The sequence below is a fragment of the Moorena sp. SIO4E2 genome (assembly GCF_010671945.1).
GTDB classification, from domain to species: Bacteria; Cyanobacteriota; Cyanobacteriia; order Cyanobacteriales; family Coleofasciculaceae; genus Moorena; species Moorena producens.
In genome coordinates, this window is record NZ_JAAHIE010000071.1 from 1 (window position 1) to 22,251 (window position 22,251).

Consider the following 22,251-nt stretch of genomic DNA (forward strand, 5'->3'; position numbering starts at 1 on the left):
CCAGAATGAAATCGCCCTGCCCTTAATAAGGGGGACTTTTGAATCTAATTCCACCCTTTGTTAAGGAAACCGACACCCTGTAAAATACTTTCGTATCTATAACTATCAGCTTACTATGTCTACCGAAGGTAATTCCCAGACTCAAACCACTACAGGTGCTGATGCGGTTGATGACGCGATCGCAAAGGGAATTGATTTAGATGGCTCGCCAATACCGAAAGCTAAGTTAGACCTTTACAACCAAGTCATGGGGTTGGAAGCTCAACGGCAACGGAGCGGTGTCAGCAATACCATGAGATCAAGAATTGTGCGGATTGGAGCGAAGCATATCTCTCAAGCAGAACTCAATCAAATGCTGCTCGATGCTGATTTTATCCCTCTTAAAGACAAAGAGATTGCTTTTTACTACGGGGGTAAGTAAAGTGAATTTAGTCTATCAGAGTTCACATTTAAAACCCATGCACAGTTTTTGAGCTGGAAACGTGAGCAGGCCAAACTACTAAAAAACACAGGCCAGTCTTATGAATCGTGGTTCTTAGACGATGATGGCAAAATTGACTACCAACGGATGATTGAAACATTGGATGAACTAATCAGAGCCGGTGCGATCAATTTCGCTTAAACACGAAAAGCCAGCAAACACTGTAATCTGCCACGGTAACGCAAAAACCACCCATAATTTGGAGTGCTATTTAGAGGTCAAACAACGAATAGCTGCAAATTATGGTTGGGGGGAAATTGAATCTGATCAACCCAAAACACTAGACAATCATTGGGCAGAACTAGAACCCAGTTCCAACGACTGAACACAAAGATACTGAGTCTTATATCTCACCGTGGTTTCAGGTGGAACCCGTAATTATATTATTGACAGTAATGAGACCAAGTACCACACACATAAAAGACCAAGTACCAAGTGCAGAATTACAGTAATGAGACCAAGTACCACACACAGAACAATTGACTTGCCTAGCTGTTTATCGCCCATAATACCAATTTTTACAACACATGATGGTCATATCGCCAAATATGTTCCACCGACCATGCCTAATAGCACAGTCACTCTTATAACCGACAGCATAGGGCGGCAAAAAAAATAGGAGTCATAACCCTCCAATTTTAGGTGTTATGACCCACAAATTTTCCGCGTCCAGATGGCTTTTTACTACGGCGGTAAGTAGGATAGCAAAGGGAACAGGGAACAAAAATTCTCACAATTGATTTAGGCTCCCTAGAGTATAAATCTCAATAGGGTTGGCGAATCGCTATACCTCAGAGCTAACTCACCAACCCTATTTGCTAATAGCTGATTGCTGATCGCTGATCGCTTACCAGCAAACACCTTAAACTAAGTTAATACTTACCTGCTCCAATACTGTAGAAATTGCTTGAATCAAAACTTGGGAATTCTCTGCTACAGTTGCAGTAATTTCCCTGGTCATCGGTAAGCTATCCACTACGATACCGGTACACAATAACATCATATAGAGAATTGAGTACTTAAACATAGACCGGGCAAGTTGATTGTCTTTAGGTTCCTGAAGCAGCAACCATGCTTTTTTGATAAAAATACTGCCCAAAAGAATAGCAACTATGCCATAAACCACTCCCGATTCTCCTAAGGGATAGATCAACAATAGGGAAGTGGGGACGACTAATAAGGTGTAATACCAGATTTGACGAACAGTAACCTCTTCACCGGCTACTACCGGTAACATGGGTATCCCAACTTTGGCGTAATCCTCGTGAATCATTAAGGCTAAAGCCCAGAAGTGAGGCGGTGTCCACAAGAACACGATGATAAAGAGTAACCAAGGGGCCCAACTCAATTCTCCTGTCACCGCAGCCCAACCCACTAGTGCTGGAATTGCTCCTGCTGCACCACCAATGACGATGTTTTGGGCAGTGTGGCGCTTGAGGATATGAGTGTATATGAGCATATAGAAGATAATGCCAGATAGCGCTAGTAAGGCACTAAGGAGGTTAGCGAAGACTGTTAGCAGGGTGAACGACAGGATTGCTAATGCGATCGCAAACAGCAAAGCATCACGAGGCTGCACTTTCCCAGAGGGAATGGGACGGTGGCGAGTGCGCAACATTTCATAGTCGATATCACGGTCATAGATGCAGTTAAGTACTTGGGCAGATGCTGCGGCCAAAGTACCACCGACCAGGGTAACTAGCAATAATATGGGATCGACTTGTCCATCGGATGCCAACCACATCCCCGCTGCTGTCGTAATTAATAGTAGTGGAATGATTCGAGGTTTTGTTAGTTGATAGTAACTTTGAATAACCTCTCTTAAGTTTTCATGTTGACGGGTTAAACTAGTCCCAAGCATTCAATTCACCGACAATTGTTAGCAAGGGGAGAGCTGGAAGCCCCTGTCGATTCACGCATGGGGAGGAAAGCTCTCCCCTTACATGACAGCAGCGCGACAGCGCATCCTTAGAATACGTAGGCATAGCCATCCCTCCCGTGTATAGTGCTGCAATACTTGTGATTGATTCCAGTGACTCTGCCAGATTTAGTCTGGATGTCGAAGCTACCGGACTTCCGACAGAGAACCCGACCTAAATGGGTTCCCGCTTTCTTGCCTTTGGGTACAACCGCCCTGACGATATCCCCACTTCTGAAACCGAAATGAACTTGCTGACGAGTACGGTGGCGGTATGGGAAGCCATACTTATCAACACCAGCCATCTGTCGGTTTCCATGTCCTGATGCTGTGATGGTTAAACATTGCTTAGTCTCAAGGGTGAGATGGACAACAACTCCTACACAGGCAGCATCAAGCCAGTGAGTTTTAGGAAGATCTAATCGGCAACGGTTATACTTAGTTTGTCCACCTGTCCCAAACTCAATAGGTAAGCCTGTAGCAATCAACTCCTCAGCAATCTTGTTCCGAGTTGAGTTGACCGCTGCCGCATCCAATAACGGTTGCTTAACTTGGCTGAGAATTCGATTGAGTAGGTCAGACTTACCAGAGAGGAAGTCTGTTATATTTCGGTTTCCTTTCGCCTGGTTACAGTCATGGCAAGCAACGGTCAGGTTAGATACTCGGTCAGATCCCCCTTTGGATTTGGGGTGAATATGATCGACTTCCAAACGGGTGTCTGTGGCTTGGCAGTATGCACATTGCCGATTCCATTTCTCTAACAGGTACTCTCGAACTTCATACCCCTGTAGTTCACCCTGCTGGTAGTCAACACCTGAAACTTCAGGGTTGATCATTTTCTGCATGTCAAATCTAACTCGCTCTAATGAGATTCCTGTAACGGGAACAAACTTGGTTAATCGTCTAACCCAGGTCATCGTAGTCAGAACCCGATGGAGCATCGATGGAGCAAGCCAACCTTCTGGACGAGTACGGTTTAAGAATCTAGGTTGACGATACCGGGTTTTACGGTTTCGCCTTCCTCTCCTCAATTTTCGTCTGTCCTCAAGATCAGCCTTAATTTGCTGCCCTCGGTGATAGAGTTCTGCTCCCCATAGAACCTTGTCATCTTGCACCAGAGCAAGCCCAGTTACTTTTGAGCCTGGGTCGATTTTGAGTTGGACTGGTTTGGGGGCATCATCAACTGCTTTGTTGAGGATAATGGTGAATGGATACTGCTTAAATACCGCTGCCTTGCCTGCTTTAAGTAGGCTACGAGCCATCCCAGGTTTGCAAGGGTTGAGCGGTTTTCGGTTGGTATCTAAAACTAGAACGTAGTTTGTAGACATGGTTTCGTCTCTTCTACTTGCGTGTTACTTTTGCCTCGACAAGGTTAGATAGGTTTGTCCTGTTTCAGACACTTCCTTAATCCCTCTACAGATGTTTAATCTGAAACCTCAGAGCCTAGAGCTGGCAAGCACCCTAGGGTGCGATAGCCTATCTAACGTAGCCAGTCGAACTGGCTTAGTCTGGTCAACTACAGGATCTCTTGCCCGTCGATTGATCGGTGGGTTGGAATCCCAGTCGGGATTGTTGACCAATTCCTTCGCTAAAAAGTCTCAAGTATGAAGGATATTTGCCCTTAGGTTTCCCGTAGGATAGACCAATAAAACACTTAATCCTTCATACTTAATCCTTCATATTTAATTCCTTCTCGCTTTGCTTCTACTGACTTTGACACTCCACACTTGTTCGGTCACGTAAGGCGAAGACTGTAAACCCTACCAGTACTCCTAATAATGCTGCTCCCACTGCTTGATGGCAGATAGTTAGTAGTTCAACTTGTAGCCTTAACCGGAAGGTAGCAACACCGAGGAGTATCTGTAAAACTACCAAGCTAGCAGCGAGATTAGCTAACTGTCGCAGTACTGGATGTAGAGCTGGTGTCCGGGATGCTATCACCACAACGGCGACAGTTGCTACGGTGGCTGGCACCACACCAGCAATATGGCTATTCATCACGGTACACAGCTCAGATGCGCCAAAACACTGATGCACTGCCCAGCGGGAAGCGACTAGTCCACCTAATAGACTTTGTAGATAAACAAAAATCACTGCGGTTAAGCTCAGCCAAGGTAACTTCCCAACTGAACCTGTTCCTTGATAGGGGGTCAGCAGTGTACCAATTACGATTAGAGTTGAGAAAAATAGCAGTGCTGTTCCTAGATGAGCAGTGACGATATCAAACCGGAGCAGTTCTGTAACCGTCAGTCCGCCCAGGACTCCTTGGAAAATAATTAGCCCTAGAGCAAATGTGGATATCCAGGGCAGCCAGTTGGGTAAATCCCGCCGATGCCACCAAGATAAGCTAGCGAGAGCGATCGCACTAACACCAATCAAGGAAGCATCAAGGCGGTGAAACCACTCTAAAAATACTTGCAAATTCATCTGCTGGCTTGGCACGAGCTGACCATAGCATAAGGGCCAGTCTGGGCAAGCCAGACCAGCATTCATCACCCTGGTGGCACTGCCTACTGCCATCAACAGTAGGGTAGCGATCGCAATTTTCCACACCAAGCTCCGAATCCTGGCCTGGGGCTGGGTCAGGTTGTTGGAGGTTACACCATTCTGATTGTGATCAAGAGCCGATTGAGCTATAGCCATCTGCAATAGGAAAATGCAAACTAAGTTAATCAAATCCTGAGTAGTGGCTCATTTTCCTTGGTAGAAGATTGCCAATCTCAAGGATCATCTCTATTCCTATACCACTGTAACCAGCCTTTTCCTTAATTTCTGAAGCTTTAGAGATTTTTCAGATTGCTATTCCCCTGGTCTAAAGGGTCATAGTTACTTAGACTCAATGATTTACTATTGATTTACTTTTTTATATTTTTTTTAGCTATGTTAAGTTTTATTGAATAAAATCTTAAGTTTTCTGAAAATTTTTCAGGTGCTGGGCTAGTGATCCTAAAAAAAAGTCTAAAAATCTCAAGGTTTGACCCAATCAATTGTTTAACTGCTTTACCTTAGTTAATAGAGCAAGCCAAGCTAGCTCTATATCCTCTACTCACGCCCCTCACTGCTAGCAGAGCATCAGAATTGTTGTCTTTGTTGTCTCTAATGTGGGAACTATGGGGGGGAGTAGCTCACCAGAAGGCTGATTTTCCTTAAAAATATAGCCATGCCCTGACATTTTAGGACACTAAGTATGTTGGTGCCTCGCCTGCCTTGATAATCCCTGTTAGTTTTGTTGATATAAGTATTCAACCCTAACCTCGTGAACATTCCAAGCCAAATTTCAACCCTTATTGCTGGCATTTTCATAACCCTGATTAGTCTCTGGTACGGTCAGAATCATGGACTTATGCCAGTAGCTGCCTCCTCAGAAGCCGGTGATGTAGATGGTCTGTTCAACTTGATGATGACCATTTCCACTGGTCTATTTCTCCTCATCCAAGGGGCACTTATCCTAATAGTCATCAAATTTCGTAGACAAAAAAATGACCAAACCGATGGGCCATCGACCCATGGCAATATTCCCCTAGAAATGCTTTGGACCGCAATCCCGACGGTGATTGTCTTTGTCCTAGCTGTCTATAGCTTTGAGGTCTACAACGCTATGGGAGGTCTGGATCCCATGGCTTCTCATGACCACCATCAACAGGAAATTGCCCACAATCATCAGATGTCACCATCTGGGCAAGAGGGGAATGAAAGTCTGATTGCCATGGCTCCGGGTCAAGGCACAGTTGCCCTAGGTATTGGAGCGCCTCCAGGACAAGAAGGCCAAGGTCAACCCCTAGAGGTTAATGTCGCCGGTATGCAGTATGCCTGGATTTTCACCTACCCTGAAACCGGTGTTATCTCTGGGGAAATGCATGTCCCAGTGGGACAACTGGTTAAGCTGAATATCGAAGCTAACGATGTGATCCACGCCTTTTGGTTGCCAGAGTTTCGGATTAAGCAAGATGCTATCCCAGGTCGGACTAGTCAACTAGGGTTTACAGCCACTAGAGTGGGTGATTACCCGATCATCTGTGCTGAACTCTGCGGGTCCTACCATGGAGGAATGAAAACCCGGTTGATCGTTGAAACACCCGAAGAGTATCAAGCCTGGGTTCAGGAAAATCAATTCGCTAGTGCAGACACCATGGAAAAAGCCGTGGCTGTTAATCCTACTACCATGTCAGAGGGTGAGTTCTTGGCTCCCTATGCCTCTGAAATGGGTATTGATTCCCAAACTCTCCAACACCTAGACCACTCTCACCATCATCCTGGAATTATCCAATAAGTTCATTTAAGAATGAAGAATGAAGAATGAAGAATGAAGAATGAAGAATGAAGAATGAAGAATGAAGAATGAAGAATGAAGAATGAAGAATGAAGAATGAAGAATGAAGAATGAAGAATGAAGAATGAAGAATGAAGAATTAGTTCAGTCTACAGTCTACAGTCTACAGTCTTAATTATTCATTCGACCTTAGACCTTAGACCTTAGACCTTAGACCTTAGACCTTCTTAATTATTGATTCGACCTTCTAAATTCTAAATTCTAAATTCTAAATTCTAAATTCTAAATTCTAAATTCTAAATTCTACATTCTAAATTCTAAATTCTAAATTCTAAATTCTAAATTCTACATTCTAAATTCTAAATTCTAAATTCTACATTCTTAATTTTGGCTGTTGCCTATCCTTTTAGTCCATCACACCTCCACTATCCCATGACGACGCAATTAGAAAAACCGGAATCGGTAAAGGATGCTGGTCATGTTGAAGAACATGAGCGGCGTTGGCAAGATTACTTCACGTTCAATACCGACCATAAAGTGATTGGGATTCAATACCTGGTCACTTCATTTGTGTTCTATTTCATCGGTGGCGCATTAGCTGGATTAATTCGCACTGAGTTGGCCACACCAGACCCGGATTTATTGAGCCCTTTAACCTACAACCGAGTGTTCACCATGCACGGAACAATTATGTTGTTCCTATGGATTATCCCGGCTGGTGCTGCTTTTGCTAACTATCTGATTCCCTTGATGATTGGGGCAAAGGATATGGCATTCCCCAAGCTGAATGCAGTGGCATTCTGGATGAATGCTGTGGGGGGTTTGCTGTTAATGAGTAGTTTTTTCGTAGGTGCTCCCGAAGCCGGTTGGACCTCTTACCCCCCTTTGAGCTTGATTAGTTCTCAGGTGGGTGAAGAAATTTGGATTTTGAGCATCCTGGTGATCGGGACTTCCTCAGTGCTAGGGGCGCTTAACTTCTTCACTACTATTGTGAAGATGCGCACACCTAGCATGACTATTCATGATATGCCTCTGTTTTGCTGGGCAATGTTAGGAACCTCAATCCTAGTTTTGATTGGTACTCCAGTCCTAGCAGCAGCGTTAATTTTCCTGTCCTTTGATTTAATTGCTGGCACCAATTTCTTTAACCCGGCTGGGGGAGGAGACCCAATTGTTTACCAGCACATGTTTTGGTTTTACTCCCACCCGGCGGTGTACATCATGGTGCTACCGTTCTTTGGGGTAATCTCGGAAATCCTACCGGTACATGCCCGTAAGCCGGTTTTTGGCTATCGTGCGATCGCATACTCCAGTATGTTGATTTGTTTCCTAGGACTAATTGTCTGGGCGCACCATATGTTCACTAGTGGCACTCCTGGTTGGTTGCGGATGTTCTTTATGGCTGCCACCATGCTGATTGCTGTGCCCACAGGGATTAAGGTGTTTAGCTGGGTGGCAACGATTTGGGGCGGAAAAATCAACTTAAATAGTGCCATGCTCTTTGGTATGGGCTTTATCTCGGCATTTTTGATTGGGGGTCTTAGCGGTGTCATGCTCGCTTCCGTTCCCTTTGATGTCCATGTCCATGACACTTATTTCATTGTGGCTCACTTCCACTACGTTCTGTTTGGTGGTAGTGTGCTAGGGTTATTTGGCGCGGTTTATCACTGGTTCCCCAAAATGACCGGGCGAATGGTCAACGAAACCTTAGGACGCATTCACTTTGTGTTGACCTTCATTGGTCTAAACATGACCTTCTTGCCGATGCATGAGCTTGGTCTATTGGGTATGAACCGTAGGGTTGCTATGTATGACCCCCAGTTTCAAAGCCTCAACATGATCTGCACTATTGGCTCCTATCTTCTTGCCGTTTCTACCATACCCTTTGTGATTAATATCATCTGGAGTTTGAACCGTGGTAAGATTGCTGGTCGCAATCCTTGGAGAGCTCTGACATTAGAGTGGCAAACTACCTCTCCTCCTGCCATTGAGAACTTTGACGAGGAACCAATTTTGTGGTCCGGTCCTTACGAATACGGTATCGACAGTTATAGTGTTGACACCGATAAACAGGTCGAGGAGTTGCTGGTTGAAGTTAAAGGAGATGTTGGGTAGGTTAGCAGGTTGAAGGTTGAAGGTTGTTCGCGTAGCGTGGCCTTTGGCCAAGGTTGTTCGCGTAGCGTGGCCTTTGGCCAAGGTTGTCTGTCAGAATGTAGAATGTAGAATGTAGAATGTAGAATTAAGAATGTAGAATTCTACATTCTACATTCTTAATTCTTAATTCTTAATTCTTAATTCTTAATTTAACCTCCTAACCTACCCTAATCGAAGCTCAACAGGCACAAATGTCAGCTCAAGATTAATTCAAAGGAATTTATGCAAGGCTCAACGATAGATCCGTCTAAAACTAGCCTCAACTATCATCATGAGGTTGAGGCGGCAGAGGTACATCACGAGGAGCATCCGGATTTTAGGATGTTTGGTTTGGTGGTGTTTCTGGCTGCTGATAGTATGACCTTCTTGGGGATGTTTGCCGCTTTTTTAATTTATAAAGCGACTATGCCAGCTTGGCCTCCAGAGGGTACAGAATTAGAGTTATTGGTGCCAACAATCAACACCATCATCCTGATTACTAGTAGTTTCGTCATGCACCGGGGCCAGAGTGCTATTAAGAAGAATGATGTCTCTGGTTTGCGACTCTGGTTTGGAATCACTGCTCTGATGGGTGCGATGTTCTTAGGAGGACAAGTCTATGAGTACACCCATGTAGACTTTGGTCTGACTACTAACTTATTTACCAGTTCTTTCTTTGCCTTAACTGGTTTCCATGGTCTTCATGTTACTTGCGGACTCGGGTTAATTGTGTTAGTATTATTGAGATCGCTAAATTCAAAGCACTACTCCAGTGAAGAGCATTTTGGTGTAGAAGCCGCAGAACTCTACTGGCACTTCGTTGATGTGGTGTGGATTGTTCTGTTTGTAATCGTGTATTTGATTAATTAGTTTCCGCCACAGTTTGGTTAACAAAGTTTTGATGCACTACCCCCGATTGGGGGTTTTTTTTTGGAGGTTAAGCGGTTGAAGGTTTGAAGGTTTGAAGGTTGAAGGTTGAAGGTTGAAGGTTGAAGGTTGAAGGTTGAAGGTTGAAGGTTGAAGGTTGAAGGTTGAACGCGATCGCGTGGCCAATAGGCCAAGGTTATTTGGTTGAAGGTTGAACGCGATCGCGTGGCCAATAGGCCAAGGTTGAAGTTACGTAGGGTGCGTAGGGTGTGTTAGGGGCGGACTTGCCCTTATTGTTCGCCTCGTCGCCAGGGTTGGGATATTCCGCCCCGTAACGCACCAGCTTTGGGCTCCCACTCATTTTCCGCTTCGTCGCGCCTAGTTGGGATAGTCCGCCCGGAAATGAAACGGGCAAGATGCCCGTTCCACCAAGATGCCTGTTTATGGATGGTGGTAGCGCTAATCCCAACAGGACAGGTGAATTTAACCCCTTGGATTCCTTACAATTTTAATCAATCACTTAGAATTTCTATAGTAGGGAAGGATGTCATCTTGTTTAGGAAAATTTCTATATAAAAAAAACATGATAACGGCAAAGGATATAGCTGCTACAATTGCTTTTTGACCTAATAATGGTTCCATGGAAACTCGATAATCGTTTACCGAAACGAAGTCAACGTTTGAGCTATTATAGTACCGTCCAATCATAAAAATTGTAACAATAGTATTGTAAAGACTATGACAAAGGATTGGTACTATTAAGTTGCCAGTCTTAAAGTATAGAACAGACAATATAGTTCCGGCAATGAATAAGGATACAATATCGAATCGCAAATGGCAAATCGCAAATAATAAAGATGAGGTAACTATTCCGGCTTTTATCCCCCATTTCATTGCCCACTTCTGCAAGATTATTCCACGACAAATAAGCTCTTCCAACAACGGAGCAAAAACAATCGCCGAAAAGCTCCAAGATATTAGCCCTATAACATTTGTAAATTCTAATTCATTAATCGAGTTTTCAATAAAATCTGGGTAAATAAATGAAATATAATATGAAATTAAGGAATTAAAGCCCCAAGCAAAAGCATAGTTTAAAAAAACTATTAAAATAATTAATTTCCAATTAATTATTGGCTTTAAACTACCAAAATTCAAAATCCCAAATTTTTCAACATCGAATCCTAGTATTCGGATATATCTAAATAAAAATAATCCTATAAATAAGTATGTAATGGTGACATATAATTCAGGTAATATATCCCAGGTAGCATTTTAAAATAAATCAATAAAATCACTGCCCTTTACCAAGGGAAATAATCCAATAATTAACAATATAATTATAAATATTGTTAAAATTAAAATTGGGAAAGCTATCGAGTAATATAATAAAAATTCAGGAATATTAAGCTTATTAAAGGGGAACTTTATTGAGTCATTACCCAATGACCCTTCTGAATAAAAATTTGTTCTCTTTTCCGGAAAAAGTAATAGGAATGATAATCCCAAAATACTTAATAATCCGAACCATCCCCACTTACTTGCATATCCCTTGTCGTAACTATATAGACGGCATCCTTTGAGAAGAGGTATATATCCATATATAAATGTTGAGATAATTAAATGAAATAAAACTCCAGGGAATGGTGATGACCAATCTTCAAAAGCTGCTAAAATTAATCCAAACGTGAATAACGGAATAAACTGGAAAGCTAATCCACAAAGAATTAGATTGAAAGATTCATTTTTGGAATTGGTATTCTTGATGTTCATTGGCTCGGTAGGTAATATACTATAATCGTTTCATACCAATGGCATAGAGAGGATTGACAAAAACAGAGGGAGTGGGCAAGCTTGAAAGCAGAAACCACTCATCGGTTATCAACATGCCAAGAATTAACTTCCCCATCCAGAAAGCCCTGTGGGATAGCTGATGTCAAGTGGTTAATTGGAGCCACTTTGGACATCTAACCACCTGTATTGGCATAATGATAGCCCTGATAGAAACAAGGAGCTTGAAGAAACAGCATGACAAACGTCTTGATCCCCTTGAATTCCAACTGCAAACACCACTGCTATTCTTCCTAAATTTTTTCACTCAATCAGGATTATTTGGTTAAAGGTTGTTCGCCTTTGGCGTTGCCGTAGGGTAGGTGAACCGGTTTAAGGTGATCTTAATTGACTAGAATAAGGATTCTCATAGTAATTAGATACACAAGATTTTTTCCCGATTCCCGATTCCCTACTCCCGATTCTCGATTCTCGACTCCCGATTCCCGACTCCCTACTCCCGATTCCCTACTCCCTACTCCCTACTCCCTACTCCCTTTACTAAATGATTGCCCCTATTGAGAGATTACTCACAACTCCTTGTAACAAACGATTTACTCCTCAAGTTATCTTTTGGTTTAGCCTCAGCCTAACCTTTACCGTAGTGTATAGCTTGCTAGCACTACGAGAAGCTTTTAGCGGTGAGTATATTGTCCAAGATGATGCACGACAACATATATTTTGGATGATGCGATTTCTTGATCCAGAGCTGTTTCCTAAGGATTTAATTGCTGATTACTTTCAAACGGTTGCTCCAGCTGGCTACACTACAGTTTATCGAGTCATAGCAGCATTGGGTGTTAATCCATTGCTATTTAACAAACTCTTACCGGTAGTGTTGAATCTGGTTAGCGCTAGCTATTGCTTTTGGGTGTGTCTGGAATTATTGCCAGTACCAGCAGCTGCCTTTAGTGCTACTTTGTTGCTGTCTCAAGCCTTGGGCATGACTGATACAGTGGTGTCTGGAACACCGAAGGCATTTGTCTATCCCCTGTTGTTGGGGTTTATGTATTACCTAGTGCGAGGATCATTGTGGTTTTGTTTGGGTGCGATCGCACTCCAAGGTCTATTCTATCCCCAGTTAGTATTTATCTCTTCCGGTACCTTAGTTTTACGACTATTTGAATGGCGCAATGGTAAGTTAGGCTTATCCCAACAGCGACGTTGGTTGTGTCTGGCCGGATTGATAGTAGCCTTTTTGGTGATGCTGCCCTATGCCCTGAAAACCAATGAGTTTGGTCCAGTGATTTCTGTAGCTGAAGCGAGACAGTTACCAGAGTTTTTTCCAGGGGGGCGATCGCGTTTTTTTTATGATGATGATCCCGCTAAGTTTTGGTTAAAAGGTAGAAGCGGACTTCGTCTGACTTCGATTCTTACTCCAGCTACTAATGGCGCGGGATTTTTACTGCTGCTCTTGCCCTTATTTCCCAATAAATTTCCGTTAGTGAAGCAGATCAGTAAAGAAATTATCCTTTTGCTCCAGATGCTACTAGCCTCTCTTGGGATGTTTGTTGCTGCTCATGTTTTGCTATTTAAATTGCATCTTCCTAGTCGCTATACTCAACATAGTCTGAGAGTGGTCATGGTGCTAAGTGCTGGTATAGTTTTTATCATTCTGATTGATAGCGTAGTTAAGTGGGCAAGCCAGTCTAGCCAAAACGGTTTTTCTAACTCTGGTTTTTCGATAATTTTTTCTATACCTAAAGTTATCGCGATAGCAACTACTACGATAATTGCAGCCGGATTACTATTATATCCTAGTTTTGTGAATGATTTTCCGATTACTGCGTATAAAGTCGGGGATACTCCATCGTTGTATAAATATTTTCAACAACAACCGAAAGATAGCTTAATTGCTTCTCTGTCTCCAGAGATGAATAATATCCCCACCTTTGCTCAGCGTTCTGTGTTGGTAGCCAGTGAATATGCTATTCCTTACCACGTCGGATATTATCAGAAATTTCGACAACGAACTCTAGATTTAATTGATGCCCAATATAGTGCTAATCTATCAGTTGTTAAGGAGTTTATTAAAACCTATGATATTGATTTTTGGGTACTAAACCCAATCGAGTTAAGGGCTGATGCTATTCAAGATCGAAAGTGGTTGAATCAGTATCAGCCAGCCGCTAATCATGCTATTGAACAACTTGAACAAGGGATAAAACCTGCTTTGGAACAAGTGATGGCATCCTGTTCGGTGTTTGAAACTAAGGGATTGGTGGTTTTGGAGGCGAAATGTATTGTTGATAGCTAAGCTATCAGCTATCAGCTATCAGCTATCAGCTATCAGCTATCAGCTCGCGAATGGCTGACGGCTGAAAGCTGACGGCACCTCAAGCAGCGTGCGCGTAGCGCATATGCTTACCTTACCTATTTTAAAAAAATCTATATTACTTGATTAAATTACTGCTCCATAAATTTCACTAATAGCTAATCGTTAAAATTGCCAAAAGTAAATTTTTGGTTTGTTAAAAACTGTTAAAAATACCAGAAATAATCTTGACACATTATGATTTATTAGTAATAATAAAAATGTCTGGTATTTCGAGATGATTATCGGACAAAAAGCCGCGCTTCTTGAGACGATCATTCCAACAGCGCGGCTTATTCCCCAAGGACATTGGAGATAATTCCATCATGCCAAAAAAACGCTCAACTGATCATGCTATCTACTATCAGCGATACCTAGACCGCCTGGCACAACTAGCAGGCAATAAACCCACCCGCCCAAAATCCTATCCTCGTCCCCTAACTGACCTAGACCGTATCCTGATCCAAATGTACAGTCACTGGCAACTGGCCATGACACCAAAGGAGTTCATCTCGAAATGGGAGGTCAGTCGAGAAGACATAGCATTAATCTGCTCCCGCTCCATCAGTACAGTTAACAGCTGGTTTGCTGGAACTAAGCGCTATAAGGCTCCTGCTGCTGAGGTTTTACGACATCTTGCTCTGATGGACTTTTTGTTAGAAAATTTCGATGCTATTCCCAGGGAGTTGTTGGAGCGATTATGTGGAAATAATCTTGAAGGTTATTCGCCCTAGGGATAGTGGTAAACAGGTAGACACCGTGGTGCGTTACGGGCAGCAACCTAACCCTGGCTATCGAGAAAATGAGGGCTCGCCCTTCCCTAACGCACCCTACGTAACTGTCGGGGTTTACACATCAATAACCTAAAGACTTCTGTTTACAATAAAACTTACTAGTTTATTTACCTAATGATCATGTCAAATCAAGCTTTAACAGATTATTTCAACTTTATTGCTCCTACTGATATTCGCCTCAAAGGAACAAGAATTGGTATTGAAACCATATTATATGACTATCTAGACTGTCATAAAACCCCAGAAGAAATTGCTCAAGCTTATACATCATTAACCCTAGAACAAGTCTACGCTACTATCCTCTATTACCTGCAAAATCAAAACGCTGTCAGCGAATATATGAAAAACTGGCTCTTTCATTGTCATACCATGAGGGAGCAGCAACGACTCAATCCGCCTCCTGTTTCGGAAAAACTGCGCCAATTAAGAGCAATAATAAAAGCTAGGCAACAAGGGAATGAGTCTTAACTATCTAATTGATGAAAATGTTAATTCTCTCTATCCGTAAACATTTAGTCATCAGCTATTAGCTAATGCGCTACGCGAACAGCTATCAGCAAGTTGATTACAACGTTCAGATAAACAAGGGAAAAAGCCCTTTAGATTTATTCTCAACCAATCAAAAGCAATTGTTACCAATTCATATCTTATTCTCTACCCCAAGCCAGATTTGGAAAACGCCATAAACCAAAATCCCAACTTGGACAAATTGCTGATAGAAGCTCTTAACCAGATTACTGGGAAAGCTATGGTTGCTGAAGGTAGAGTTTATGGTGGAGGCATGTATAAATTAGAACCGAAGGAACTGGCTAATGTGCCAGCTTTTGAGCTGCAGGGGTTGCTATCACAAGGATCTAAGTAAGAGAGCACTCGGAGAGTTGGTAGGGATGCAGCGCCGCCAAAGGGGAGCCAGTGCGCTCTTGGGGTTCCTCCTATGAGCAACTGGCGTGGTTTACCCCATTCGCTACGGCATCAAGACAAAGATTTCAAAATTCATAAGCAAAAATACTTATCCCATGAATCTTATATCCAGTAGCCATTTCAAAATAAGATGCGTTTACCCTGGAGTTTGACAAGCTAATATTTATCCCCAGATAAGTGGGGATAATTGGATTGAAAGATTAGTTTGATGTTGAAGCGATCGCCTGTCAATCTCTAAATGTAAATTTTTATAACAAAATCCCCATTTATGCAACACAGGTAGATCAATACATGATATCTATATAAGTAGGTAATTATTACAAATTTCCAAAAATCCCTTGACAGAATAGGCTTTTTCGAGATAATCTGCATATATCTCGAAGGGCTTAGCATTTCAGATTTTTTAGAGTCATATGGGATCTAACTATGGACTCATTCTGATTGGCAGCTCTTGGTAATGCTCCTAATCTGGAAATGGTCGATGTAAGAGGTATTCTTAAAAAGCCAGTGAGTCTACCACTGACTCGTCTACCCTTCTAGAAGGCTACGTCCACACAACCCTAGGTGAGACTATCACCATCACCGGCTCCTGATTATAGGAGCCATTGTCGGGTGCATCTCAAAGTTGTAATTCTATAACTTAGGGTTGTAAATCTATAACTTAGGGAAGTGGAGGAGTGTTTTAGCCTTCAATTATCGTAGTCATTGGTACCTCTACCACAGTGTATCTGTGTGATTTACTGTGCTTTGCCTCGTTGCCATGTAGGTGGAGTAGTGCCAGATTTTCATAATAGAAAGACTCAGCCAGAATCAGTTTCGCAGGCCGTTTCTGGCTGCTGTCCTTGTGACATACTCCCACACTGACTCTTTGAGTTAAGTGTGGGCTTCTTGCCAACTCCACCTATCGGTTAGGATACTCGGCAAGCTTTATTAACGATACGGGATGCCCCTCCGCACCGGAACAATACAACAAAAAGTTCAAGTTTTAAATACGCAGGTGGCGGTTAGCTCTTAATTTGTCTTCCCTGCTATTTTTATTATAGCATTTTTCAACCCATTCATCTCACGTTCCTGTCCGCGATTCATCTCACATCTCAAGGGGTAGCATGAGTGTGAGATGAATCGCGGTCTTAGCTAACAACTAACAACATTAACACGGCTCTTAAAGAGCCCATAATATCTGAAGCTAGCATATCAAAATCCCGATTTCAATGTGGAAGTTAGCGAGGTTGTTGCTACTGAAGCTGTACCATCAACTCTCCCTACACCTTCTAGTAATGGCGAACTACCGATCCTCCTGATCCAAGGTGGAGCAGCAGTGGCCGCAGTCATTGTCTTAACTGTTTACTCTACAACAATCTTAGGAGGCATAACGAAGCTGATCGAAGCGATAACTAAGTTAGTTAAAGAAGCAAAGGAGGATTGACCACTCGATAGCCTAAATTGATCAACTTGGATTACCATTGTTAATTCCCTTTAATCCCCAAATAGTCTAAACAACTATCTGGGAAATGGTTTTGGTTACTGACAGTAAGCAATCAGCAATCAGCAATCAGCAATCAGCTTTCAGCTATCAGTTATCAGCAATCAGCTATCAGTTATCAGTTATCAGCAATCAGTCATTGGCCGTAGGCCATACTACTTGAAGTACTTTTGAATAAAATAAGCTGACGGCTGACCGCTGACCGCTGACCCCTGACCCCTGACCCCTGACGGCTGACCGCTGACATCAAGAAGTAAGGTTGAAGCATCCCTTAAAGATCCCACATCACTGGATTATCATCTAAATGGTCTGTAACCAGCCGTCCAATCTGATCAATTTCTTGTAGCTCATCAGCAGACAGCTTAACCTCAACAGCTTGAGCATTGTCAATAGCTTGGGCACTATTTCGGAATCCTGCGATCGCATTCGTTTGTGGCTGAGACATCAACCATGCCAGAGACAACTGAGCCAGGGTACACTGATGACGCTCTGCAATTGGTCGTAGCTGAGCTAATGCTTGCTGTGCTCGTTGATAGTTATCACCGTTGAACAACTTATTTTTGCTGCGATGATCCCCTTCCTGAAACTTGTGCTCTCGACCAAACTTGCCAGTTAATAATCCCTGAGCTAAGGAAGAATAGGCATTGAACCTCCCCATCCTAAGAGGAATGGGGATTCCCAGGCACAACCAGCGTTGGTTGTTATCGACCTGGGCGTAACTTTCCCTGGCCTATGGCCACGCTACGCGAACGCACCGAGGGTAGCTGAGTAGGGTCAATACCCAGTTTTTTTTGAGACCCTTACTTTTTATATTAACACTATTTGAGAGGGAAAAGAATACCCCGTCCTCTTAGGTCGGGGATGAATTTTCCCTCTCAAACTCTCCCACTCTGATAATCGAGATATTGTGCTCTACACAGTAAGGCATAGCATCTTGCTCCACCTGACGCCAAAACAGAGAGTAGGGAGGCTGCAAGCTATCAATTCGTCCGTACTGAGAAGCTTCTGCTAACTGGCTGCGGGAAAAATTGGAGACTCCAATTGCCCGAATTTTGCCTTGCTCTTTCAACCTATTGAGAGCGCTCATGGTTTCCTCAATTGGCACTACCTCACTGTTAAAGGAGCCAGAAGGCCAGTGAATCTGTATGTAATAGGAGGACTATTTCCAGGTAATTCTTGGTATTTATCGGCAAAACCCATAAGTATAACCATCCTTTCTGTGAACTCTGAGTAAATTCTTGACGTGCAAGCTTATCGCCTTTTTTCCGGGAACCGTGTAATTAAAGGAGTTGCTTTTGCTTCTGGGATTAACCCTCCCAAACTCCCCCGTCAAAAGGTTTTTAGCTATATCACCACGCTTTCCAACCTTTGATGGGTTTCAATGGGTTATGTCTAATGGGGTAGCCATATTTATTGAGCGCAGCTTTTTGCCTGCCTCCCTGTCCTTTGCAGGTAACTAGTAGCGGTTGAGAGGTTCTCAACACCAAAGCTTCAACGTCTCCAACACAAGCTGCATCAATCCAATGCTGCTTGGGTAGTCCCAACTTAGTCCGGTTGTATTTGGTCTGAGCACCCGTGCCAGTAACCACAGGTTTTATTTCCTTGAGTACCTTTACTACTTTGTTCCGAGTTGTATTGACCGCTGCTGCATCTCTCAATGGCGAAAGCGCCTTGTTTTTGATTTTTTGTAGCAAGCCTGGTTTCTTTTTTAGGAATTCTTCAATAGGTCTATTGCCTTTTCGTTGATTACATTTTTCACAAGCTAGACAAAGATTGCTGACCCGTTCGCGTAGCGTCGGCTTTGCCGAATCACTCCCTCCTTTGGATTTTGGGTGAATGTGCTCAATCTGTAGGGGAATATTTGGCTTGCCACAATAGGCGCACTCCCTCCCCCACTTCTCAAGTAAATATTCCCTCACCTCATACCCGGCTAGTTCACCTTGTTGGTATTCCACCCCATTGATTTCAGGATCCTGCATTTTTTGAGTGTCAAACTTGACTATTTCAATCCAAATCTCATTGACTGGACAAAACTTAGTTAGTCGTCTTACCCAGGTTTCAATAGTCAAAACCCTGTGTTCTAGGCTGGGAGCAATCCAACCCTCTGGACGCTTACGATTAAGAAATCTTGGCTTCCTGTAACGGGTATTGCGATTACGCCTCCCACCCCTAACCGCACTTCTAGATTCTAGTTTTTTCTTGATCAATCCTCCTCTGTGTTCTAGCTCCATTCCCCAAATAACTTGGTCGTCCTGGACTAGAGCAAACCCAGTCACCTTACTGCCTGGATCTATTTTGATTTGACAAGGGGAGATAGTCGGATTTGCGATTGCAGCCTTGAGGATAATCGTGAATGGATACATCCTAAAAACCGCAGCTTTTCCTTTATCTAACAATCGACGCGCTTTCTTGGGGGATATGGGGTTTAATGGTTGTTTTTCTGTGTCAATAACTAATACATAATTCTGCATTTTTAGTGCGTCTCAAATCGGTAATGTTTTCCTCGACCATGTTGTAATGGCTTGTCGTGTCAACCACACATTTTGCCTTCACCTTAATGGTTGACGATAGAGCTGGGAGCTGGAGTTCACTCCCAGGTATCATGACCAAAACAACGTAGGAAATTAATCCTTGGTCTGCAACCTAGTTAGGTAAATTTCCGAGTCTTGCCGGAAATTACCAAGGCTTTTACTAGGTGGTAGAGGTCGATATAATCTGTTTTCAGGTTTTTTAAGGAACCCTCACAAGCCTCGATCACCTGGTCATATTTAAGATGATTAGGAAACAATTTGGTAGCATAAACCACTTGGTCCCTTACCTCTGCTAGAGCCTGACCAACAATGTGTTCCGAGTGACCCTGCCCGTAAATTTCTGCAGTATCAACCGTCGTTATCCCCGCCTCAAATCCTGCTCGCAGCCCTTTGATGGTCTCAGCATCTTCAATGCCTACCCACATAGCTTTACCGGCCTGCCAAGTGCCCATGATAATCGGGGTGATTTTTACCTCCGAAGTGCCTAAGGCTCTGGTTTCCATCCTTAACTCCTTTAACTTTTTCGGCCTTACTTAATACTGGAATGATTTTAAGAGTTTTCTGGAATGGGCATCTTGGTGGAATGGGCATCTTGGTGAAATGGGCATCTTGGTGGAATGGGCATCTTGGTGGAACAGGCATCTTGCCTGTTTCCTGCTTAGGGCAGGCAGGATGCCCACCCCACTCCTATTCAAAAGAAGATTCAGCAATGCCATAACCTTGGCATTGCTGAATCTTTGAATGTCAGATTAAACAAGAAGACTTTTAGCTGTTTGCCGATTGACTTTTAATACTGCCAAACTGCTCATTCTCCAAAATAGCAATATCCTTGATCGAGTTTTCCAGCCATTCCTGAATCGGTGGCTCCCATCCCGATTTGAACTCAGTGGTCAGCCAAGTATCAACAATCTCTACCGCTACTTCGGGTGAGGTGATAAACCCTCCCAGAGTTAAAACCTTGGAGTTATTGATGGAGCGGGATTTTTCAGCAGCGTTGGTGTTCTCACACACCGCCGCGTAGACACCAGGGTGCTTGTTGGCGATGATCGCCATTCCCATACCAGTACCGCACACCAGGATACCTCGGTCGGCTTGCTGGCTTCCCACTCGTTGAGCTACCTCAGAAGCGATCTGATATTGACACTCCCCGCCCTAGAAGAGCGGGGATTCTTAGATCTACGACCGGCCTTAAACCTCCGTATCCTTGCGGCAATACCTAAACCGAAACCCCGTCAAGACTAAGGTTCTAGTTCAGTTTACGAAAGACCCAGCGGGCTGGTCTCCTTAAGCGTTCAGTTACTTTTTGAGAAGTGCCTTATAGAGTCCGTTGCTTCCCTGTTTCACTTGGTTACGGCGTGCCCCGCCGTACCGTTGTTTTCTCAAAGTGTTGTCTTGCTGGGTTCACACACCGATTGGTAGTCGATGGTTGGGTTTTTAAGGAGGATCTTCCCTACCCTCCGGGCATTACTACTTTAAGGTCAATAAGTTACGGGTCTCTCTCCCGGCTCAGCCTCGGTTTTTCAGCCTGTACCCTATACTTAAATTATACTATGGCGCTAGATAATTGTCAACTAAAAGCCGTCCTAGAAGGACGGGGCTTTAAACCCAAAAATTTTGGTAAGGTGTCTGAGCCTTGTGCTCGTTAATGCCTACATCTTCTATTTCTATCCCTTTGTTAATTAAGTACTCTTTGACTGCTTGCTTAAGGTCGAATCCATAAGAATCGGCTCCTACTGCAATCTTCATAATCACCTCCGCGATACTACAACCCAAATTCAGTTTGAAGTACGGGACATTGCTGAATTTGGGTATGATTATGCACTTTCAAAATCTACCCAAGTTGGAAGAGTTAGGGGGCGTTACCAAAACCAGACGATTGCCCATTCATACTCTAATTCAGCAACGTCATAATTTTAACCGTTTTTTGTATAAAATATTTTAAAGTGCGGATTTAAAGTGCGGAATCTGGTTTAATATATTCCCGGGTCAAAAAAAAATTAAGCAAAAGCATGAACATAGTTTTAATACTTGTCACCTGTCCTGATAATGCTGTTGCCCATGATCTGTCTAATCAGCTTCTCCAGCGTAGAGAGGCAGCATGTGTGAACATTATTCCCGGGATCTCTTCAGTTTATTGGTGGGAGGGTGAGGTTGAGTCTGATTCTGAAGTGCTGCTAGTAATCAAAACAACTACCGAGCTGATCTCTAAAGCAGAGCAGACTGTCAGTAATTATCATCCCTACGATACACCTGAATTTGTGGTACTAAGTGCAGAGCATGTCAACGAGCAGTATGCAGCTTGGGTGATTAATAATGTCGCTAATCAACCATAAGTGGCGGTAGTTGAGCAGGAGATGGTACTGAATCAGAGTTTTGGTACAAATTAGCTTGATTGTGTACTAGGTTTATATACAAACAGAGCACAAAGCAAGTTTGTTAGTTTTAAGCGTACGCTAAATCAAAAATTGCCAATAACCCATTAGACCGCGAAAGACTTTTGCAAGAGGTCTAATGTTTCGCCAGCGCTATCAATTGTGGGGGCAAAATTGGGCATGGCTATGGGAGCTCAATCATAGCCACAATAAGAGGATATCTGAAAAGTTTTTTTATACTGAATTTTGCCCCCCTAGCCCCCCAACTTTGGGGGGAACAAGAGTCAATTTGCTTCTAAAAGTCCCCCAAAATTGGGGGATTTAGGGGGCTTGGATG

27 protein-coding genes and 3 pseudogenes are annotated in these 22,251 nt (G+C 43.2%); 16 read left to right on the forward strand and 14 right to left on the reverse strand.

Annotated features, from left to right (window positions below):
• The first annotated feature begins 115 nt into the window (after nt 1-115).
• Nucleotides 116-421 (forward strand): small RNA NsiR4-regulated ssr1528 family protein, encoded by a 306-nt coding sequence (locus F6K37_RS10655; RefSeq protein ID WP_044493949.1) that lies wholly within the window; start codon nt 116-118, stop codon nt 419-421.
• Nucleotides 422-469: 48 nt separating this feature from the next.
• Entirely contained in the window at nt 470-622 is a 153-nt protein-coding gene (locus tag F6K37_RS10660) for a hypothetical protein (protein ID WP_008186876.1), read from the forward strand.
• A gap of 721 nt (nt 623-1,343) precedes the next feature.
• Here F6K37_RS10660 and F6K37_RS10665 read toward each other — a convergent pair.
• Both F6K37_RS10665 and iscB (F6K37_RS10670) read right to left on the reverse strand, forming a co-directional pair.
• Entirely contained in the window at nt 1,344-2,342 is a 999-nt protein-coding gene (locus tag F6K37_RS10665) for a heme o synthase (RefSeq protein WP_287250031.1), read from the reverse strand.
• Nucleotides 2,343-2,449: 107 nt separating this feature from the next.
• Nucleotides 2,450-3,727: an RNA-guided endonuclease IscB gene (iscB, locus tag F6K37_RS10670; protein ID WP_287250034.1), complete on the reverse strand. Its 1,278-nt coding sequence runs from the start codon at nt 3,725-3,727 to the stop codon at nt 2,450-2,452.
• 91 nt (nt 3,728-3,818) lie between these two features.
• Here iscB (F6K37_RS10670) and F6K37_RS10675 point away from each other — a divergent pair, with 91 nt between their 5' ends.
• On the forward strand, nt 3,819-4,007 hold the full coding sequence (locus tag F6K37_RS10675) for a hypothetical protein (protein WP_008186866.1): 189 nt from the start codon (nt 3,819-3,821) through the stop codon (nt 4,005-4,007).
• Between the two features lie 96 nt (nt 4,008-4,103).
• Here the strand turns inward: F6K37_RS10675 and F6K37_RS10680 are convergent, their stop codons facing one another.
• Nucleotides 4,104-5,042 carry a COX15/CtaA family protein gene (locus F6K37_RS10680; protein WP_287250037.1) on the reverse strand — a complete coding sequence of 313 codons (939 nt, stop codon included), beginning with the start codon at nt 5,040-5,042 and terminating at the stop codon, nt 4,104-4,106.
• Between the two features lie 613 nt (nt 5,043-5,655).
• On the opposite strand from F6K37_RS10680, the gene F6K37_RS10685 reads away from it, so the two are divergent.
• The 3 genes from F6K37_RS10685 to F6K37_RS10695 all read left to right on the forward strand — a co-directional run bounded on the left by F6K37_RS10685 (nt 5,656) and on the right by F6K37_RS10695 (nt 9,672).
• Nucleotides 5,656-6,669 carry a cytochrome c oxidase subunit II gene (locus F6K37_RS10685; RefSeq protein ID WP_287250039.1) on the forward strand — a complete coding sequence of 338 codons (1,014 nt, stop codon included), beginning with the start codon at nt 5,656-5,658 and terminating at the stop codon, nt 6,667-6,669.
• Between the two features lie 432 nt (nt 6,670-7,101).
• Nucleotides 7,102-8,784 carry a cytochrome c oxidase subunit I gene (gene ctaD / locus F6K37_RS10690; protein ID WP_008186858.1) on the forward strand — a complete coding sequence of 561 codons (1,683 nt, stop codon included), beginning with the start codon at nt 7,102-7,104 and terminating at the stop codon, nt 8,782-8,784.
• 261 nt (nt 8,785-9,045) lie between these two features.
• Entirely contained in the window at nt 9,046-9,672 is a 627-nt protein-coding gene (locus tag F6K37_RS10695) for a cytochrome c oxidase subunit 3 (RefSeq protein WP_008186856.1), read from the forward strand.
• Between the two features lie 17 nt (nt 9,673-9,689).
• Here the strand turns inward: F6K37_RS10695 and F6K37_RS10700 are convergent, their stop codons facing one another.
• The 4 genes from F6K37_RS10700 to F6K37_RS10715 form a co-directional block, all read right to left on the reverse strand.
• Complete coding sequence (locus F6K37_RS10700; protein ID WP_287250044.1) at nt 9,690-9,863, reverse strand: hypothetical protein; 174 nt, start codon at nt 9,861-9,863, stop codon at nt 9,690-9,692.
• A 2-nt stretch (nt 9,864-9,865) separates the two neighbouring features.
• Nucleotides 9,866-10,030, reverse strand: coding sequence for a hypothetical protein (locus F6K37_RS10705; RefSeq protein ID WP_287250047.1), 165 nt, complete (start codon nt 10,028-10,030; stop codon nt 9,866-9,868).
• A 155-nt stretch (nt 10,031-10,185) separates the two neighbouring features.
• Nucleotides 10,186-10,827, reverse strand: coding sequence for a CPBP family intramembrane glutamic endopeptidase (locus F6K37_RS10710; RefSeq protein ID WP_287250049.1), 642 nt, complete (start codon nt 10,825-10,827; stop codon nt 10,186-10,188).
• Between the two features lie 117 nt (nt 10,828-10,944).
• Entirely contained in the window at nt 10,945-11,442 is a 498-nt protein-coding gene (locus F6K37_RS10715) for a hypothetical protein (RefSeq protein ID WP_287250051.1), read from the reverse strand.
• A gap of 405 nt (nt 11,443-11,847) precedes the next feature.
• Between F6K37_RS10715 and F6K37_RS10720 the strand changes: the two genes are divergently transcribed.
• The 8 genes from F6K37_RS10720 to F6K37_RS10755 all read left to right on the forward strand — a co-directional run bounded on the left by F6K37_RS10720 (nt 11,848) and on the right by F6K37_RS10755 (nt 17,174).
• Nucleotides 11,848-12,021 (forward strand): hypothetical protein, encoded by a 174-nt coding sequence (locus tag F6K37_RS10720; protein ID WP_287250053.1) that lies wholly within the window; start codon nt 11,848-11,850, stop codon nt 12,019-12,021.
• Nucleotides 12,005-13,756 (forward strand): hypothetical protein, encoded by a 1,752-nt coding sequence (locus F6K37_RS10725; RefSeq protein ID WP_287250055.1) that lies wholly within the window; start codon nt 12,005-12,007, stop codon nt 13,754-13,756. Before F6K37_RS10720 ends, F6K37_RS10725 begins: the two co-directional genes overlap by 17 nt.
• Nucleotides 13,757-14,139: 383 nt before the next feature.
• Nucleotides 14,140-14,547 carry a hypothetical protein gene (locus tag F6K37_RS10730; protein WP_008186848.1) on the forward strand — a complete coding sequence of 136 codons (408 nt, stop codon included), beginning with the start codon at nt 14,140-14,142 and terminating at the stop codon, nt 14,545-14,547.
• Nucleotides 14,528-14,680, forward strand: coding sequence for a hypothetical protein (locus F6K37_RS10735; RefSeq protein ID WP_154659855.1), 153 nt, complete (start codon nt 14,528-14,530; stop codon nt 14,678-14,680). Before F6K37_RS10730 ends, F6K37_RS10735 begins: the two co-directional genes overlap by 20 nt.
• Nucleotides 14,681-14,727: 47 nt before the next feature.
• Nucleotides 14,728-15,075 carry a DUF433 domain-containing protein gene (locus F6K37_RS10740; protein ID WP_287250059.1) on the forward strand — a complete coding sequence of 116 codons (348 nt, stop codon included), beginning with the start codon at nt 14,728-14,730 and terminating at the stop codon, nt 15,073-15,075.
• A gap of 139 nt (nt 15,076-15,214) precedes the next feature.
• Complete coding sequence (locus tag F6K37_RS10745) at nt 15,215-15,469, forward strand: hypothetical protein (protein WP_499881595.1); 255 nt, start codon at nt 15,215-15,217, stop codon at nt 15,467-15,469.
• Between the two features lie 1,272 nt (nt 15,470-16,741).
• A complete protein-coding gene (locus F6K37_RS10750) occupies nt 16,742-16,954 on the forward strand; it encodes a hypothetical protein (protein WP_008186842.1) in 213 nt (70 codons plus the stop codon).
• 85 nt (nt 16,955-17,039) lie between these two features.
• Nucleotides 17,040-17,174, forward strand: coding sequence for a hypothetical protein (locus tag F6K37_RS10755; RefSeq protein WP_008186840.1), 135 nt, complete (start codon nt 17,040-17,042; stop codon nt 17,172-17,174).
• Here F6K37_RS10755 and F6K37_RS10760 read toward each other — a convergent pair.
• The 5 genes and pseudogenes from F6K37_RS10760 to F6K37_RS10780 all read right to left on the reverse strand — a co-directional run.
• Nucleotides 17,167-17,295: a hypothetical protein gene (locus F6K37_RS10760; RefSeq protein ID WP_267872062.1), complete on the reverse strand. Its 129-nt coding sequence runs from the start codon at nt 17,293-17,295 to the stop codon at nt 17,167-17,169. The genes F6K37_RS10755 and F6K37_RS10760 overlap by 8 nt on opposite strands.
• Nucleotides 17,283-17,654, reverse strand: a pseudogene (locus tag F6K37_RS10765) (aldo/keto reductase); the annotation flags it as partial. The gene F6K37_RS10760 and the pseudogene F6K37_RS10765, both read right to left, overlap by 13 nt.
• Nucleotides 17,655-17,903: 249 nt before the next feature.
• A pseudogene (locus F6K37_RS10770) lies at nt 17,904-18,155 on the reverse strand (aldo/keto reductase); the annotation flags it as partial.
• Nucleotides 18,156-18,360: 205 nt separating this feature from the next.
• Complete coding sequence (gene iscB / locus F6K37_RS10775) at nt 18,361-19,482, reverse strand: RNA-guided endonuclease IscB (protein ID WP_287250064.1); 1,122 nt, start codon at nt 19,480-19,482, stop codon at nt 18,361-18,363.
• Nucleotides 19,483-19,703: 221 nt separating this feature from the next.
• Nucleotides 19,704-20,045, reverse strand: a pseudogene (locus tag F6K37_RS10780) (aldo/keto reductase); the annotation flags it as partial.
• A 41-nt stretch (nt 20,046-20,086) separates the two neighbouring features.
• Between F6K37_RS10780 and F6K37_RS10785 the strand changes: the two are divergent.
• Nucleotides 20,087-20,260 (forward strand): hypothetical protein, encoded by a 174-nt coding sequence (locus tag F6K37_RS10785; protein WP_287250066.1) that lies wholly within the window; start codon nt 20,087-20,089, stop codon nt 20,258-20,260.
• A 47-nt stretch (nt 20,261-20,307) separates the two neighbouring features.
• On the opposite strand, the gene F6K37_RS10790 is transcribed toward F6K37_RS10785, so the two are convergent.
• Together F6K37_RS10790 and F6K37_RS10795 are read right to left on the reverse strand one after the other, a co-directional pair.
• Nucleotides 20,308-20,673: an RpiB/LacA/LacB family sugar-phosphate isomerase gene (locus F6K37_RS10790; RefSeq protein ID WP_287250073.1), complete on the reverse strand. Its 366-nt coding sequence runs from the start codon at nt 20,671-20,673 to the stop codon at nt 20,308-20,310.
• 468 nt (nt 20,674-21,141) lie between these two features.
• On the reverse strand, nt 21,142-21,288 hold the full coding sequence (locus F6K37_RS10795; protein WP_287250068.1) for an RpiB/LacA/LacB family sugar-phosphate isomerase: 147 nt from the start codon (nt 21,286-21,288) through the stop codon (nt 21,142-21,144).
• Nucleotides 21,289-21,551: 263 nt separating this feature from the next.
• Here F6K37_RS10795 and cutA point away from each other — a divergent pair, with 263 nt between their 5' ends.
• Complete coding sequence (cutA, locus tag F6K37_RS10800) at nt 21,552-21,875, forward strand: divalent-cation tolerance protein CutA (protein ID WP_287250070.1); 324 nt, start codon at nt 21,552-21,554, stop codon at nt 21,873-21,875.
• The last annotated feature ends 376 nt before the right edge of the window (nt 21,876-22,251 follow it).

Coding starts and splice junctions, on each gene's coding strand:
- F6K37_RS10655 (WP_044493949.1), top strand. CDS start 116: ATGTCTACCGAAGGTAATTCCCAGACTCAAACCACTACAGGTGCTGAT.
- F6K37_RS10665 (WP_287250031.1), bottom strand. CDS start 2,342: ATGCTTGGGACTAGTTTAACCCGTCAACATGAAAACTTAAGAGAGGTT.
- iscB (WP_287250034.1), bottom strand. CDS start 3,727: ATGTCTACAAACTACGTTCTAGTTTTAGATACCAACCGAAAACCGCTC.
- F6K37_RS10675 (WP_008186866.1), top strand. CDS start 3,819: ATGTTTAATCTGAAACCTCAGAGCCTAGAGCTGGCAAGCACCCTAGGG.
- F6K37_RS10680 (WP_287250037.1), bottom strand. CDS start 5,042: ATGGCTATAGCTCAATCGGCTCTTGATCACAATCAGAATGGTGTAACC.
- ctaD (WP_008186858.1), top strand. CDS start 7,102: ATGACGACGCAATTAGAAAAACCGGAATCGGTAAAGGATGCTGGTCAT.
- F6K37_RS10695 (WP_008186856.1), top strand. CDS start 9,046: ATGCAAGGCTCAACGATAGATCCGTCTAAAACTAGCCTCAACTATCAT.
- F6K37_RS10705 (WP_287250047.1), bottom strand. CDS start 10,030: ATGAGTGGGAGCCCAAAGCTGGTGCGTTACGGGGCGGAATATCCCAAC.
- F6K37_RS10715 (WP_287250051.1), bottom strand. CDS start 11,442: ATGAACATCAAGAATACCAATTCCAAAAATGAATCTTTCAATCTAATT.
- F6K37_RS10725 (WP_287250055.1), top strand. CDS start 12,005: ATGATTGCCCCTATTGAGAGATTACTCACAACTCCTTGTAACAAACGA.
- F6K37_RS10730 (WP_008186848.1), top strand. CDS start 14,140: ATGCCAAAAAAACGCTCAACTGATCATGCTATCTACTATCAGCGATAC.
- F6K37_RS10740 (WP_287250059.1), top strand. CDS start 14,728: ATGTCAAATCAAGCTTTAACAGATTATTTCAACTTTATTGCTCCTACT.
- F6K37_RS10755 (WP_008186840.1), top strand. CDS start 17,040: ATGGTTTTGGTTACTGACAGTAAGCAATCAGCAATCAGCAATCAGCAA.
- iscB (WP_287250064.1), bottom strand. CDS start 19,482: ATGCAGAATTATGTATTAGTTATTGACACAGAAAAACAACCATTAAAC.
- F6K37_RS10785 (WP_287250066.1), top strand. CDS start 20,087: ATGATTTTAAGAGTTTTCTGGAATGGGCATCTTGGTGGAATGGGCATC.
- F6K37_RS10795 (WP_287250068.1), bottom strand. CDS start 21,288: ATGAAGATTGCAGTAGGAGCCGATTCTTATGGATTCGACCTTAAGCAA.
- cutA (WP_287250070.1), top strand. CDS start 21,552: ATGAACATAGTTTTAATACTTGTCACCTGTCCTGATAATGCTGTTGCC.